This window comes from Nonomuraea ferruginea (assembly GCF_039540635.1).
GTDB classification, from domain to species: Bacteria; Actinomycetota; Actinomycetes; order Streptosporangiales; family Streptosporangiaceae; genus Nonomuraea; species Nonomuraea ferruginea.
Genome location: NZ_BAABFD010000020.1, coordinates 19,619 through 34,916 on the forward strand (window position 1 = coordinate 19,619; position 15,298 = coordinate 34,916).

13 protein-coding genes are annotated in these 15,298 nt (G+C 71.9%); 4 read left to right on the forward strand and 9 right to left on the reverse strand.

Annotated features, from left to right (window positions below; all coding sequences use genetic code 11):
• The first annotated feature begins 188 nt into the window (after positions 1–188).
• Positions 189–1,619, forward strand: coding sequence for a rifampin monooxygenase (gene rox, locus ABD999_RS32680; RefSeq protein ID WP_271276512.1), 1,431 nt, complete (start codon positions 189–191; stop codon positions 1,617–1,619).
• Between the two features lie 3 nt (positions 1,620–1,622).
• On the opposite strand, the gene ABD999_RS32685 is transcribed toward rox, so the two are convergent.
• Positions 1,623–2,444 carry a Rossmann-fold NAD(P)-binding domain-containing protein gene (locus tag ABD999_RS32685; RefSeq protein ID WP_271276513.1) on the reverse strand — a complete coding sequence of 274 codons (822 nt, stop codon included), beginning with the start codon at positions 2,442–2,444 and terminating at the stop codon, positions 1,623–1,625.
• Positions 2,441–3,478, reverse strand: a complete 1,038-nt coding sequence (locus tag ABD999_RS32690) for an NADP-dependent oxidoreductase (protein WP_425571071.1) — start codon at positions 3,476–3,478, stop codon at positions 2,441–2,443. The genes ABD999_RS32685 and ABD999_RS32690 overlap by 4 nt, the downstream gene beginning before the upstream one ends.
• A gap of 83 nt (positions 3,479–3,561) precedes the next feature.
• Here ABD999_RS32690 and ABD999_RS32695 point away from each other — a divergent pair, with 83 nt between their 5' ends.
• Complete coding sequence (locus ABD999_RS32695) at positions 3,562–4,005, forward strand: MarR family winged helix-turn-helix transcriptional regulator (protein WP_271276514.1); 444 nt, start codon at positions 3,562–3,564, stop codon at positions 4,003–4,005.
• Positions 4,006–4,020: 15 nt separating this feature from the next.
• Here ABD999_RS32695 and ABD999_RS32700 read toward each other — a convergent pair whose 3' ends face one another.
• On the reverse strand, positions 4,021–4,920 hold the full coding sequence (locus ABD999_RS32700; RefSeq protein ID WP_271276515.1) for a LysR substrate-binding domain-containing protein: 900 nt from the start codon (positions 4,918–4,920) through the stop codon (positions 4,021–4,023).
• A gap of 80 nt (positions 4,921–5,000) precedes the next feature.
• Here ABD999_RS32700 and ABD999_RS32705 point away from each other — a divergent pair, with 80 nt between their 5' ends.
• A complete protein-coding gene (locus ABD999_RS32705; RefSeq protein WP_187281162.1) occupies positions 5,001–6,248 on the forward strand; it encodes an MFS transporter in 1,248 nt (415 codons plus the stop codon).
• A gap of 17 nt (positions 6,249–6,265) precedes the next feature.
• The gene (locus ABD999_RS32710; RefSeq protein WP_271276516.1) at positions 6,266–7,141 is read left to right on the forward strand and encodes an SDR family oxidoreductase; all 876 of its coding nucleotides are present in this window, start codon (positions 6,266–6,268) and stop codon (positions 7,139–7,141) included.
• 40 nt (positions 7,142–7,181) lie between these two features.
• Here ABD999_RS32710 and ABD999_RS32715 read toward each other — a convergent pair whose 3' ends face one another.
• The 6 genes from ABD999_RS32715 to ABD999_RS32740 all read right to left on the reverse strand — a co-directional run bounded on the left by ABD999_RS32715 (position 7,182) and on the right by ABD999_RS32740 (position 15,243).
• Positions 7,182–8,315, reverse strand: a complete 1,134-nt coding sequence (locus ABD999_RS32715; protein WP_271276517.1) for an alpha/beta hydrolase family protein — start codon at positions 8,313–8,315, stop codon at positions 7,182–7,184.
• 12 nt (positions 8,316–8,327) lie between these two features.
• Positions 8,328–9,743, reverse strand: a complete 1,416-nt coding sequence (locus tag ABD999_RS32720) for a S41 family peptidase (RefSeq protein ID WP_271276518.1) — start codon at positions 9,741–9,743, stop codon at positions 8,328–8,330.
• Positions 9,740–10,774: an ABC-2 transporter permease gene (locus ABD999_RS32725; protein WP_271276519.1), complete on the reverse strand. Its 1,035-nt coding sequence runs from the start codon at positions 10,772–10,774 to the stop codon at positions 9,740–9,742. Before ABD999_RS32725 ends, ABD999_RS32720 begins: the two co-directional genes overlap by 4 nt.
• Positions 10,771–11,661, reverse strand: coding sequence for an ABC transporter ATP-binding protein (locus ABD999_RS32730; RefSeq protein WP_148031664.1), 891 nt, complete (start codon positions 11,659–11,661; stop codon positions 10,771–10,773). Before ABD999_RS32730 ends, ABD999_RS32725 begins: the two co-directional genes overlap by 4 nt.
• Positions 11,658–12,062: a GntR family transcriptional regulator gene (locus tag ABD999_RS32735; RefSeq protein ID WP_148031663.1), complete on the reverse strand. Its 405-nt coding sequence runs from the start codon at positions 12,060–12,062 to the stop codon at positions 11,658–11,660. Before ABD999_RS32735 ends, ABD999_RS32730 begins: the two co-directional genes overlap by 4 nt.
• A 70-nt stretch (positions 12,063–12,132) precedes the next feature.
• On the reverse strand, positions 12,133–15,243 hold the full coding sequence (locus ABD999_RS32740; protein ID WP_148031662.1) for a tetratricopeptide repeat protein: 3,111 nt from the start codon (positions 15,241–15,243) through the stop codon (positions 12,133–12,135).
• Between the last annotated feature and the right edge of the window lie 55 nt (positions 15,244–15,298).

Here is a 15,298-nt window from a genome sequence, read left to right on the forward strand (position 1 = left end):
GCCATCCGTCGCACATCCCGCACGGATCACGCGCCGAACGGCGCACGGTACGGGGGGAGGACGTGACAAAGAGGGATCACCCACCTCTTGCCACTCTCAACGTATAGCGGACAGGGGGGCTTGCGGCAAGACCCGGGTCGTACCGCAGAATCGTCGGCCGACACGCGAGCTCGACAATGGGGGATTCCATGATTGACGTGATCATCGCCGGTGGCGGGCCGACCGGCATGATGCTGGCCGCCGAGCTGAGGCTGCACGGCGTGCGCGTGGTCGTGCTGGAGAAGGAGACCGAACCGACGCCGAACGTCCGTTCCCTCGGCCTGCACGTGCGCAGCATCGAGGTGATGGACCAGCGCGGCCTGCTGGAACGCTTCCTCGCGGAGGGCCGGAAGCACCCGCTCGGCGGGTTCTTCGCCGGCATCGCCAAGCCGTCGCCCGGCCTGCTGGACACCACCCACCCCTACGTCCTCGGCATCCCGCAGCCCGTCACCGACCGCCTGCTGGCCGAGCGCGCCGCCGAGCTCGGCGCCGACGTCCGGCGGGGCCGCGAGCTGACCGGGCTGAGCCAGGACGAGCACGGGGTGAGCGCCGAGCTGGCCGACGGCTCGCGGCTGCGCGCGCGCTACCTCGTCGGCTGCGACGGCGGCCGCAGCACGGTGCGCAAGCTGCTCGGCGTCGGCTTCCCCGGCGAGCCTTCCAGGGCCGACACGCTGCTGGGCGAGATGGAGGTGGGGGTGCCGCAGGAGACGGTGGCCGCCGTGGTGGCCGAGGTCCGCAGGACCCAGCTGAGGTTCGGCGTCGGGCCCTTCGGCGACGGCGGCCTGTATCGGGTCGTCGTGCCGGCCGAGGGGGTGGCCGAGGACCGCTCGGTCCCGCCTGCCCTTGAGGAGTTCAGGCGGCAGTTGCGGAAGGTCGCCGACACCGACTTCGGCGTGCACTCACCCCGCTGGCTGTCCCGCTTCGGCGACGCCACCCGGCTGGCCGAACGGTACCGGACCGGCCGGGTGCTGCTGGCCGGCGACGCCGCGCACGTCCACCCGCCGATGGGCGGGCAGGGGCTCAACCTCGGCATCCAGGACGCGTTCAACCTCGGGTGGAAGCTGGCCGCCGAGGTCGCCGGCTGGGCGCCGGAAGGCCTGCTGGACAGCTACCACGCCGAACGGCACCCGGTGGCGGCCGACGTGCTCGACAACACCCGCGCGCAGGCGGAGCTGATGTCCACCGAACCCGGCCCGCAGGCGGTGCGCCGGCTGCTGTCGGAGCTGATGGACTTCGAGGACGTGAACCGCCACCTGATCGAGAAGATCGTCGCGATCGGGATCCGCTACGACCTCGGCGAGGGGCACGAACTGCTCGGCCGGCGGATGCGGGACGTGCCCCTGAAGAACGGCCGGCTCTACGAGCTGATGCGCGCCGGTCGCGGACTGCTGCTCGACCGGACCGGCCGGCTCTCGGTGGAGGGGTGGGCCGATCGGGTCGACCACGTCGTCGACAGCAGCGAGGAGCTGGACGTGCCCGCGGTGCTGCTGCGGCCGGACGGCCACGTGGCGTGGGCCGGCGACGACCGGCGGGAGCTGACCAGCGGGCTGTCCCGGTGGTTCGGCGCCGCGGCCGGCTGAGCGCTACTCGCTCGTCCTCCATTCGTCCAGGTGGGCGTCGATGAACGCCCCCATCGAGGTGGGCTCCCGGCCGGTTATCCGCTTCACGGCCGGCGAGAGCTCGGCGAAGCCGCCGTGCCGGACGCGGTGGTAGAGGTCGTCGAGGATGCCCGCCGTCCAGGGGTCGAGGCCGTGCAGGGTCTCGTGCGGGGGCGGGTCCTCGGCGCGGATCCGGTGGCCCAGGCGCGCGGAGAGCTCCCGCGCGACGGACGCGACCGGAACCGCCTCCGGGCCGGTGATCGTGTGCGCCCGGCCACGGTGATCCTCCGGCGCGCCGAGCGCGGCCACGGCCACGTCGGCGATGTCGCGCGCGTCCACCCACGCGATCGGGCCGCCGCCCGAGGGCAGGCTCAGGACGCGGTCGTCACGGATGGCGTCCCGGTAGAAGCGGGGGTCGGTCAGGACCTGATGGAACCAGGACGGGCGCAGCAGCGTCCAGGAGGCGGCCCGGGTGACGACCGCGTCCTCGGCCCGGCGCGCCCAGTGGTCCGGCGCGAGCGATTCGGCCCCCTGCTCGGACACCAGGACGACATGGGCGTCCGGGTTCACGTCGACCAGGCCGGCCATGAGGTCGGGAGCGGCGGGAAGGTCGGGGCGCACCAGGTAGATCGCGTCCACGTCCGCCGCCTCGCGCCAGGTGGCCGGGTCGTGCCAGTCGAAGCGGACCTGATCGGCGGCGGGCCGCGACGACCCGGCCCGGACGAGGGTCCCGGAGCGGCGCAGCCGGGCCGTCACCTCGCTGCCGGTCTTGCCCCGGGCCCCGGTCACCAGCACCGTGCGGGTCATGCCTGCTCCCCGAGCCGGACGACGGCCTTGCCGATCGTGGACGTTCCGCCGTGCAGCAGGCCCAGCAGGGCTTCGGGCACCCGCTCGATGCCGTCGAGCACCGTCTGCCGGTGCACGATCTGGCCCGAGCGCACCCAGGAACCCACCTCGGCCCGGAAGGCGGGCATCTGGTCCCGGTGGTCGCCGACCAGGAAGCCGCGTGCGGTCGCCCGCCTGGTGACCAGCTCGTACAGGTTGCGCACGCCGTGCGGCTCCCGGCCGTCGTACTGGCTGGCCATCCCGCACAGGGCCAGGCGGGCGCCGACCCGCAGGCGGCCGATCGCGGCCTCCAGCTGGACGCCGCCCACGTTGTCGAAGACCACGTCGACGCCGTCCGGCGCGGCCTGCGCGAGGAGCTCCTCGGCCGCGCCGTCGTGATAGTCGAAGGCGGCGTCGAAACCGAGGTCGTCCACCAGATGGCGCACCTTGGCCGGCGATCCCGCGCTGCCGATCACCCGCCCGACTCCCCGCAGCCTGGCGATCTGACCGGCGACGCTCCCGACCGCCCCCGCCGCTCCGGTGACGAACACCGTGTCGCCGGGACGTACCTCCGCCATCCGGGTGATGCCCAGCCACGCGCTCAGGCCTGTCGTGCCGAGCACGCCGAGATAGCTCTCGGCGGGCAGATCGCCGGTGTCGATCGGGGAGACCCCGGCCGCGTCGACCACGGCGGCCTCGCGCAGCCCCAGGAAGTGCTCGACCACCTGGCCCGGCTTGACACCGCCGGCGCGGGACTCGACGACCACGCCGACCGCTCCTCCCTCCAGCGGCGCGTTCAGCGGGAACGGCGGGATGTAGGACGGACGGTCGTCCATCCGGCCACGCATGTACGGGTCGACCGACAGGTGGGTGTTGGCGACCAGGACCTCACCGGGCCGCAGGTCGGGAATCGGGGCTTCGACCAGCGTGAAGTCGTCGGCCGACGCCTGTGCTCGCGGCCGTCGGGCCAGGTGCCACTCCCGGGCCCGTCCCTTGCTGGTAACCGTCATCGGCATGCCTCTCGTAGATGCTTGAGTCAATCAAGCATTAAACCTGGCACACATATTTGAGTGAGTCAAGTTCTTGGTAGGGTGGTGCCATGGCGCTACCCACAGGGCCCGTCACCGCGTCGACCGACGCCGAACGCGCGATGTTCGACTTCGTCGACGCCTACGACCGCGCCTTCGAGACCGCCGCCGTGCGACACGGGCTGAGCGTGGCGCAGGCCTGCGTGCTGGGGCGCCTGACCCGGGAGCGCGGCATGGGCGAGCTGGCCGACGAGCTCGGATGCGACGCCTCCAACATCACCCAGATCATCCGCAGGCTGGAGGCGCGCGACCTCGTCCGCCGTCAGCCCCATCCCGACGACCGCCGCTCCCGGCAGATCGTCCGCACCCCCGAGGGCGCCGGCCTCTACGCCGCCTTCGAGGAGTCCTTCGCGTTCGCCCGCTCCGCCGTCTCCAACCTGAGCGCCCGCGAGCAGGACCAGCTGGCCACCCTGCTCCGCAAGGCGCTCCACGGGAACGACCGGCCCGCGGGGTGAGCCGGTCGGCGCCTCTCACGCGCCGGATTCGGCCTCCTCGGACGACGCCGGGACGCCCAGCGCCGACAGGAACGCGGCGGCGGCGGGGGAGGGCCGGTGCCGGCTCCAGATGAGATGCTCCACGCGGGCCGGGGCGTCGCTGAGCCGGACCACGGGCAGGTCGGGGAGCTGGGACACGAAGGCCGCAGGCAGCATCCCGACGCCCAGGCCCTGCCGGATCAGGCGAGCCATGAAATCGGGGGTCGACACTTCGAAGGCGACCTCGCGCCGCACCCCGGCCGCCGCGAAGGCCTCGTCGGACTGGATCCGCCCGGCGCTGCCCGCGGGGAAGTCGACGAACCGCTCGTCCGCCAGCCGGTCCAGCTTCACGTGCTCCTTGTCGGCCAGCGGGTGGCCGGGCGCGACCACGGCGACGAGGTCGCCGCGTGCCAGCTCACGGCCGCGGACGCCCTTGGGCCGGACGCCCAGGGGAAGCCCCAGGAAGGCGACGTCGAGCGTGCCCTGCCGCACCCGTTCGACGAACTCCTCGCTCGCGCCGGAGCGCAGGCTGATGCGTACCTCCCGGTGGCGCAGGTGGAAGCGCCGTAGCGCGACCGGCAGATCGACCGCCGTGACGGTGGGGATGGCGCCGATGGCGAGCCGGCCGCGGATCTCGCCGGCGGCGGCCGCCACCTCGGCCCTGGCCCGCTCGGCGGCGTCGAGAGCTTGGCGGGCGGCGGGGAGGAACGCCTCGCCCGCCGGGGTCAGCCGGACGCTGCGGCTCGTGCGGTCGAACAGCTTGGCGCCCAGCTCGCGCTCCAGCCGCGCGATCTGGTGGCTCAGCGCCGACTGGACGACCAGGCACTGCTCGGCGGCGCGGGTGAAGTTGGCCGTCTCCGCGACGGCGACGACGTAGCGCATCTGCTGAAGCTCCATGGATCAATCGTGATTCACGATCGTTGAGATGACAAACATGCGTTGGACTCATTGATCGCTCATGCCTCAGGCTGGGACGCATGACGCCAAGACCCCATCCTGAGGGCGGCCTGTCGCACGGGCTGCTCCTGCTCATGTCGGTGGCGACCGGGCTGGCGGTCGCGGGCAACTACTTCGCGCAGCCGCTGCTCGACCTGATCGGCAGGGAGCTCGGCCTCGGACCCTCGATGGCGGCGCTCACGGTGACGGCCGCGCAGGCCGGGTACGCGCTCGGGCTGATCCTGCTGGTGCCGCTCGGCGACCTGGTGGAGCGGCGGCGGCTCGCCGTGTCGCTCTACGCGGCGACCGCGGTGTTCCTGCTGGTGTCGGCCACCGCGGCCGACGGCACGGTGCTCCTGGTCAGCACGGCCCTGACCGGCCTGGCCTCGGTCGGCGCGCAGGTCGTGGTGCCGTTCGCGGCGACGCTGGCGGCCCCCGCCGAACGCGGCCGCGTGGTCGGCACGGTGATGACCGGGCTGATGCTCGGCCTGCTGCTGGCGCGCACCGCCTCCGGCACGCTGTCGGAGCTGGGCGGCTGGCGGACCGTCTACTGGGTGAACGCCGCCCTGATGGCGCTGACGGCCGTGCTGCTGCGGGTCTTCCTGCCCCGGCTCGGCGGCGACGGCGGGCGCCTGTCGTACCCGAAGCTGCTGCGCTCCACGATGGCGATGTTCCGGTACGAGCCGCTGCTGCGGTGGCGGGCGGCCATCGGCGCACTCAGCCTGGCCTCGTTCAGCGTGCTGTGGACGGCGCTGACCTTCCTGCTGGCCGGGGCGCCGTACGAGTGGTCGGAGTCGGGCATCGGCCTGTTCGGCCTGGTCGGCGTCGTGGGCGCGCTGACCGCCACGGTCGCGGGACGGCTGGCCGACCGCGGGCTCGTGCAGATCGTGACCGGAGCGGGCACGGTCCTGCTGGCGGCGTCCTGGCTGGCGCTCGCCGCCGGGACACGCTCCCTGATCTGGCTGCTCGCCGGCGTGGTCGTGCTGGACCTGGCGCACCAGGCGGTGCTCAACAGCAGCCAGAACGTCATCTACGCGCTGCGGCCCGAGGCCCGCAACCGGATCAACTCCGCCTTCATGACCTCCTTCTTCGTCGGCGGCGCGGTGGGCTCCGCGCTGACCTCGGTGGTCTGGGTGCACGGCGGCTGGACCGCCGTGTGCGTCCTGGGCGCCGTCCTGTCCGCCGGGACCGTCGTGCTCTGGGTCCTGGAGCGCCTCACCACCGGCCGGGCCGCCGGGAAACCCCCGCGGCCCGCCGCCCACCCGGCGACCGCCGGGTCTGCCAACTAGTCACAAGGAGAACGAACATGTCACGCACCGTACTGATCACCGGAGCCACCGGAACCGTGTCCACCGCGCTGATCGACGCGCTGGAAGGGGCCGACGTCCGCCTGCGCGCCCTCGTCCGCGACGCGTCCAGGGCGGACGGGCTGAGGGACAGGGCCGAGGTCGTCGTCGGCGACCTCGATGACCCCCGGTCGCTGGCGCCCGCCTTCGAGGGCGTGCAGGACCTGTGGCTGCTCACCCCGAACAGCCCGCGCGCTCCGGAGAACAGCATGAACGCCGTGTGGGCGGCACGCCAGGCCGGCGTGGAGCGCGTCGTGCGCCTGTCCGTGATCGGCGCGGCCCACGACGCGCCGAACCGCAGCGGCAGGCTGCACGCGCTGTCCGACCAGGAGCTCGAACGGTCCGGCCTGCGCTGGACGATCCTGCGCCCGCACTGGTTCATGCAGAACCTGCTGAACGAGACGGGCGACATCGCCGCCACCGGCACGTTCTCGCTGAACGTCGCCTCGTCCAGGGTCGGCATGATCGACGTGCGCGACATCGCCGAATGCGCCGCCCGCGTGCTCCTCGACGCCCCCGACCGTCACCACGGCCGGACGTACACGCTCACCGGCCCGCGCTCGCTGACCTTCGACGAGGTGGCGGCCGAGCTGGGCCGTGTCCTCGGCAGGCCGGTCGCCTATCTGCCGGTCAGCGACGAGGCCAAGCACAAGACGCTGCTCGGCCACGGTGTCCCTGAATGGATCGCCGACATGCTGGAGGAGTACGCGCGGGCGTACGTCTCCGGCTGGGGCGACGTCACCACCGACGCGGTCGCCGGCCTGCTCGGCCGCCCGCCGCGCGACGTCGCCGACTTCGCCCGCGACCACGCCGCCAGGTTCGCCCCGGCCGTCTGAGCCGGGGCGAACCTCGCGGAGCGCCGGGCGGGACGTGCGGCTAGAGGCAGGCCCCGCCGCCCGGGGCGCAGTGCGCGACCTCGGGATACCGAGCCGACGGCTTGTCCAGCAGGGGCTGCCGTTCCGCCTTCAGATGCTGGTCGAGGAAGGCCGCCACATACGTCCGGGTGAGCTCGGCGGCGCGCGCCGCCGCCAGTTCGGGGCCGGCGGGTCCGATGCCGAGGGCGCCCGCCAGCACCGGGAGGTCGGTGAAGGACTGAATGACGATCCACCGCTTCCACCCGGTCAGCAGCTTCCAGTCGCGCTCCCACGTGGTGTCCCGGCCGCCGGGGACGTGCTCCGGCGAGCCGATGAACATGAACGGCCTGGAGAACCCGCCTTCGGGGATCCGGGCGTAGGTGGTGCCGTCCATGTCGATGCCGGCACGTACCCGGGAGTCCTTCACCATGACGGCCACCGAGCTCGCCCCGCCGATCGACTGGCCGGCCATCGCGATCCTGGAGCGGTCGATCAGCCCGGCGCCGTCCCACCGGGACGGCAGCTGGTCGAGCACGAAGGAGACGTCGGCCGCCCGGACCTGGACCACCCCCGCGCCGAAACCCGGATCGGCGTCGCTGTCACACGCGAGGCACTCCGCCACCCGGCCGTCGGCCAGGGTCGTGGCGTAGCTCTCGTGGGTGTGGTCGATCCCCGCCACCACGTACCCCCGGCTGGCCAGGTCCTCGGCCAGGGACGTGAGCGTGCTCAACGGCTTGGTGAAGCCGGGGGACAGCACGACCAGCGGAAGGTTCCGCCCCGCGGGTTCGGCGTCTTCGACGGCGTTGGTGCGGGTCCGGCTGAGCGCGTCGTACGGAACGCCCGTGATCCTGGAGCCCTTGAGGAACAGCTCCGATTCCCGCGGCGTCATGTACGGCGCGCGTTCCCCGTCGCGCTGCCTGGTCGGGTACCACAGGGTGACCTTGAGCTCCCTGGTTTCGGCGTCGAGGTCCCAGGGGTCGGGGCGGGAGGTGTCCTCCAGGTGCAGGACGGTGGTGCCGACCGGGTGGGCGCCGGAGGGCTCGGGCAGGACCGCCGGGCCCGTCGGCGTGGGCGACGGGGCGGCGGAGCGGGGCGGCGTCGGCGCGGCGCAGGCCGACACGGCCAGGACGGCCAGGACCGCCAGGAGGTGTCTCATCGCAGGGTCCCTTCACTTCCGCAGCAAGGTCAGGGCCCTGGCCAGCGCGGGGTCGCGCCCGGCGGCCGCGTCGCGCGGGGCCGGGGCCACGTGGTGGTCGGGCGGCACGCCGATCCGGTCGATCACCTCGCGATCGGGACCGAGGTGGTGCCTGGAGGGGAGGCTCAGCAGGGTGTTGTCGCTCAGCAGGTACGGCTGCGCCGGGCCGGAGACGACCCCGGCGGTCCTGGTGCCGACCAGCCGGCCGGCGCCCAGGTCCTTGATCGCGGAGCTGAAGTGCTCGCACGCCGACGCGCAGCCGCGGTCGGTGAGCACCACCAGCGGCAGGCCGACCAGTTCCACGGTGTTGTCGGTCCGCATGGCCTCGCAGTCGCCTTCCGCGGTGCACTGGTAGGCGGTGATCTTGCCGTGGGCGAACGCGCTCACCAGCCGGACCGCCTCGACGGGACTGCCGCCGCCGTTGCCGCGCAGGTCCAGCACGACGCCGGAGAGCGTCCGGCCGGTACGCAGCCGCGCGACCGCCTTGAGAACCCTGTTCGCGGCGTCGGAGCCGAACCCCCGCAACCGCACGTAGGCGACGTCGTCCAGCAGCTTCGACCGCACCGCCTGCAAGGTGGCCAGGTCCCGCTGGTAGAGGCCGGGCTTGAGCGTCACGCTCCAGCGGCGGCCGGTGCTCTCCCGCAGCAGCCGCAGCCGGACCGGGCGGGCCTGCGGGTAGCGCGGGTAGAGGGCGGCGATCGCGGCGGTGGCCTTCCCGTCGAGGAAGGGCGCCGAGCCGTCGATCGACTCGACGACGTCGCCGGGGCGCAGACCGGCGGCGTGCGCCGCGCCGCCCTCCACGGCGGTGACGAACAGCGGGGGCAGGGCCGTGCCGGGGTTGCCCGTCACCTGCGGGCCGTCGACGTTCGCCTGGAGTCCGAGTCCGTAGCCGTCGCCGTCGTAGGCGTCGGGGTGCCGTTCGACGCCGTGCGCCCAGCGGGCGTGGTTGTCGCCGAGCGCCGCCACCATGGCCTCCAGGGTGACCACGGCCAGCTCGTCGCGCAGGCCGGGCACCTGGTCGGTGGTCTTCCGGTAGACGGTCTCGAAAGCGGTCCAGTCGGCTTTCCTGTCACCGGTCAGCGCCGGCATGGCCGCCTCGGGCACGTCGCGGCCGTTGCGGTTGAGCTCCTGCGTCAGGGCGGCGAATCCGGCGAGCAGCAGCGTGCGGGCGTCCAGCGTGGCGCCGCCGTAGTAGTTGCCGAGGATGCAGAAGTACGCCTGCTCGATGACGTCGATCGTGGTGGCCGTCTCCGCAGCGGGCGGATCCTGGGGCCGCGCGCAGACCGTGCCGGCCGCCGTGCCCGCCTCGCCGCGCGGTGGCGTCGGCGCGGCGCAGGCCGCCGCCAGGAGGAGCGCGATCCCGGCCGCCGCGATCCTGGCGGCGGTCATGACAGACGCCTCCTGGTCCACCAGAAGCAGAAGCCCGCGAGGCCGGCCGTGAGCAGGGCGTAGATCCCGGTCTCGATCCACTGGAAGGGCCAGAAACGGTCGAGGGGGTGGTAGGTCGCCTGCTGCCGGTAGCCGAGGCGGTTGATCTCGGCCACGCACGTGTCCATGCCTCCGGACGGCGCGCAGGGTCCTGACGTGGTGGAGACGCCGACGGTGCCTTCCGCGCCGGCAGTGCGCCCGGACGGGTCGACGAGTTCGCTGGACAGGACCCAGGCGCCGGCGTGACCGGGGACGGCCGACCTCAGCATGACGTGCACGGCGCCGCCCTCGTCGCGGTCCATGCCGATGCCGTCCACGTTCGCCTGGCCGAGCTCGAAGGTCGCCGTGACCGGGGACATCAGATGGGGCCGGACCAGCATCGGCATCGCGAGCTGGACCACGGCGAACAGGGCCAGGGTGAGGGCCATGGCGGGCAGCATGCGGCGCACGAGCATGCCCACGGTCACCCCCAAGACGAAGGCGAAGGCCGCGTACCCCATCGGGGCGATGCCGCGCGCGCCGAACACCAGGGGAGCCATCAGGCCCAGCCCGTCGGCGGCCGACTTGTCCAGAGGGTCGGACCACCAGGTCACCATGAGGCCGCACAGGCCGGCGGCGGCCACCGTGACCAGGCCGACGAGCCCGAGCTTGACCGTCAGCCAGCGGGCGCGGGTGATGCTCTGGTTCCACACCAGCAGGTGCGTCCCGGCCTCCAGCTCGCGGGTGATCAGCGGCGCCCCCCAGAAGAGCCCCGCCAGGGCGGGCAGGAGCAGCACGACGAGGGTCAGGGCCATGAACGGGAGCTGGTACGTGTCGAAGAAGCGGTCGTAGAAGCGGCCGCAGCTGCCGTCCTGGGCGCAGGCGGCGATCCCGGAGGCGTAACCGGAGGCCAGGCCGGGGCCGGTCACGGCCAGGACGGCGGCGAGCACGCCGAGAACGGCGGCCATCATCACGGCCGAGCCGCGGAACTGCCGCCAGGTCAGCCAGATCATCGCCGCACCTCCAGCACGGGCCGCCGGTCATCGGCGACGTACCTGTCCATGTAGGCCAGGACGAGGTCCTCCAGGTCGAGCCGGGTGACCGTCCAGGCGGGGTCGTGGATCGGGGCGTCGGTGCGGATCACGTACGTGCTCTGCCGGTCGGTGTGGCGTGCGGAGATCACCTGCTGGCCGGCGGGGAGCCGGGCGGGGTCGCGGCGGGGGCCGGTGAGCCGGTGATGGGTGGACAGCAGCCGGTCGACCTCTCCCGCCACCTGCACGCGCGAGTCGACGAGCACGATCAGGAAGTCGCAGACCCGTTCCAGGTCGGCGACCAGGTGGGAGGAGAGCACCACGCTGAACTCGTGCTCGACGGTGGCCTCCATCAGCCCCTGCAGGAACTCGCGGCGGGCGAGCGGGTCGAGCGAGGCGACCGGCTCGTCCAGGATCAGCAGCTCGGGCCGCTTGGCCAGGCCCAGGGTGAGGGCGAGCTGGGCGCGCTGGCCGCCGGACAGCTTCCCCGCCCGGTGGCCTGAGGGGAGGCCGAGCCGCGCGATCCGTTCCCGCGCGAGGCCGGCGTCCCAGCGGGGGTTGAGCCGGGTGCCCAGACGCAGGTGCTCGGCGACGGTCAGCCCCGCGTAGACCGGGGTGTCCTGGGCGACGAACCCGACCTTGGCCAGCTGCGCCGGGCCGCCAGCCGGCCGGCCGCCCAGCACGGTGATGGCGCCCGCCGTCGGTTCGAGCTGGCCGGCGGCCAGTTTCAGCAGTGTGGTCTTGCCCGCCCCGTTCGGGCCCACCAGGCCGACCACGTGCCCGGCCGGGATGTCGACGGTGCACTCGCGTAACGCCCAGCGTTTGCCGTACTTCTTGCCCAGTTCCTGGGCTTGCAGGACAGAAGTCACGCTATTTCCTCCTGGGAGGCGGTCCGAAAGGTGGTCATGAAAAGGGCCTCGATGCTCTCGTCGTCGAGCCCGGCCCTGCGTGCCTTCTCCAGCCAGCGCCGCAGATCCGCGCGGAGCGGGCCGTGCGCGGCCAGCGAGGCGCCGGCCAGCGTCGCGGTCACGAACGTGCCGACCCCCGGCCGGGCGGCCACCAGGCCCTCGTGCTCAAGCTCCCGGTAGGCCTTGAGCACCGTGTTGGGGTTGATCGCCAGCCCCGCCACCACGTCCTTGACCGTCGGAAGCTGGTCACCCACGCGCAGCAGCCCCAGCCGCAGCGCGTGCCGCACCTGCTGGACCAGCTGCTGATAGGGCGAGACGCCGGACCGGCTGTCGAGGTAGAACTCGATCAACAGCTTCTCCATTCATCTAGTCTCCTAGTACTTTAGGAGTATGGATGTTAAGAAGCCGTAAGCCGCCGCGTGGATGGATGGATCAGGCCGGATTCGGGCCGCCCCACGGGCCCACCGCCGACGGATCCGCCGCGATGATCTCCCGCCACACATCCAGTAGCTGCTCCAGCCCGGCGATCGGCTCGGGGCGGGCCAGCAGGTCATACAGAGGCCGTACGAACCGATCGCTGGGGCGGCGCTGGTCCACCACGGACCGGAGGATCTCCACAGCCCTCGGCCCGTCGCCTTTGCCGGCCGTGGCCAGCGCGCGGATCTCGGCCATCGTGAACGTCGACGGAAGAACCGTTCGAGGCGGCAGGGGCTCGTCGAAGGCGGCGTGCACGGAATCCGGGGTGTGAACGGACGCACCGCTGGGAGGGTGGGCCCTGTCCAGGATCCACCGTGACAGTTCGCTGCGCGGCCGGGCGTCGGCCTGCTCCAGCTCCAGCCGCGCCCGTTCGAACTCCCCGACACACATCAGTAACAAGCCCAGCCACCCATGCGCGATCGCATAGCCAGGATCGCTCTCGATCGCCCTGCGGTGGGCACGCTCAGCCTCGGTGTATCGGCCCTGCTCTTTCAGCATGATCCCGAGACCGTTGTGGGCGAAGGCGTAATAGGGATCGGCCCTGATCGCCTCGCGGTAGGCATCCTCAGCCTCAGTGAATCGCCCCAGGCCGTACAGAACGTTGCCGAGACCGTTGTGGGCGAAGGCGTAGTCGGGATCGATCCTGATCGCCTCGCGGTAGGCATCCTCGGTCTCGGTGAACCGTCCCAGGTCGTACAGAAGGTTGCCGAGACCGTTGTGGGCGAAGGCGTAGTCGGGATCGATCCTGATCGCCTCGCGGTAGGCATCCTCAGCCTCAGCGAACCGTCCCAGGGCGTGCAGCACGTTGCCGAGACCGTTGTAGGCGACGGCGTAATCGGGATCGATCCTGACGGCCGTGCGGTAGACACCTTCAGCCTCAGCGAACCGCCCCAGGTCGTACAGCAGGTACCCGAAATTGAGGTGGGCGACTACGTCGTCGGGCCGGTAGCGGACAGCGATTCTTCTTGCCTCGACCAGAGCCTTCTGCAGTCGTACGGGTTGTGTCTCGGGGTCCGCCAAAGTGCATGAAAGGGCGAGCTGGCCGATCTTCATGGCCGTGGGACCACTGCCGGGCGTGAAGACACGAGCGGCGCGGCGGAAGCAGCTGACCTGGTCCGCGAGGTCGAGGCCGAGAGCGCGAGCGATCTCGGCTCGAAGAAGGTGCAGGAGGGGCCGGCTGTCGCCATGGAGGAGAGGAGGTTCTGGGGAGGGGGCGGCCGTGAGGGCGTGGATGGCGGCTCTGGCTGACGCGCGGCGAGGAACTGGGGAGCTCAGGTCCATGAGCTGTGTGAGGAGGTTCTGGTCGCTTTCGGTGAGGTACGGCATGAAGTAGGTGGTGATGCCGATCAGAAGGCGGGCGTAGGAAGGCTGGAGGACACGGGCGGGGGCGTAAAGGTGCCGCAGGACAGGGATGCCGTCGGAGGGATTGATCCAGCAGGTGTGCCAGAGCAAGGCGGCCGTGGTGGTGCGCCAGGCGGTGTCGGTGAGCTGGGCCTCGATGCTGCTGTGCTGATGGCCGGCGAGTTGCTGCCGGAGGTGGTCGACGGCGCGGGTATTGATGTCTGTGACGGTGGCGCGGTGCTTGGGGACCAGGAGAAAGGTCCGGATGGCGTCACGGACGTCGCGGTGCAGGGTCCCGTCGCCGCTGTGGACGAAGTCATGGTGCCGGCCGAGTTCCCGGAGGCGGGCGGCGACGTCTCCGGCCTCGATGCCCCACAGGGCGGCGAGCATGGCGGGGTCACGGTCGATCGCGACCACGGTGTCCTCGCGGCGCGGAGCCCAGGGGGAGTCGAACAGGTCAGGCGGGAAGGCGCTCGGGCGGGTGGGGTTCTGCTCGACGTTGACGAGGGCCAGCCCGTGGAGGGCGGGCAGATCCCGGTGCAGGTCGGAATCGGGATCGTAGGTGGCGTGGTGGAGGTAGCGCTCGGCCATCCGGGCCACGACGGTGGAGACGGTGCCGTCCGGGGCGACCTCGTCGTAGAGCTGTTCGAGAGGGCGGCCGGTGCGGACCTGGTCGGCGATCATCTTGCTCATGATGTGCAGCGCCAGGGGTACGCCCTGGGTCAACGCGATCACTCGGTCGAGGTCCAGTTCGGGCGGAAGTGAACCTAACCGCTGCTGCAGGTATTCGGCCGCGGTGCGGTCGTCGAATCGGCGCAGCGTGATGGTCCGCAGCCGTTGCTCGTCCACCTCACGCTCGTATCGGATGGATTCGCTGTCTCCGGCGGCCACGAGATCGGATTCCAGGCGGGTGCCGATCACCCATACCACCCGGCGGCCGGAACGGCTCATCACCTCCCGCAGCCAAGGCCCGGATCCACCCAGGAGCTCACAGGTGTCCAGGACCAATACCACCGGCTGCTTGCGCGACAGGGTCTTCAAACCGTCGGTGAATGCCGTCACCAGCCCGTCGATCTGGTCGACCAGTGCCCGGTAGGCGGCGGGGTCGATCTGAGTGGCCCGGTTCTGCTGGAAGCTCGTGGCGATCTGCGCCCCCGTGCCCGCGACGGTGCTCGTGGCGTCGGTGATCGCTGATGGGACGCCCGCCGCCTTGGCGATCTCTCCTCCGGCTTTGACCATCGCGGCGATCTGCGTGAAGGTCAGGGGCCTATGACCCACTTGTTTGCCCAGGCCCAGCCGGGCGGCTTCGGCTTCCAGCTCCGGTAGTTTGGTCACCTGCTGCTGGAAGGCGGCGAACCCCTTCAGACGCCGCCGTTTGACAGGCCCCCAGGCGGTGGTGGAGTTCTCGATGCGGGTGCGGATCCGTTCCATGATCCGCCAAATCGCCGGGCCGGCGAACTCCACATACTCCTCCGCGTGCAGCTCCCGGTCCCGTTCCCAATCCACCAGGAAGACCGTGAATCTGCCGGCGGAGACCTCGGGCAGCCGCCCGGCCGCGATCTCGGCGAACCGGCGCAAAAGCGTCGACTTGCCGATCCCTCCATAACCCTGCACCAACACGACGTATCCCTCGTCGGGGCCGTCGTCGGTCTGGCCTGCGGCTTCGGCCAGGACCAGCCGGAATCGGTCCTGTTCCTCGCTACGCCCCACGAACAACGCCGCCACCCGCCACCTCCTGAACCGGCACCCGAAGCCGGCACATTTCAGTCAACACGCCGTC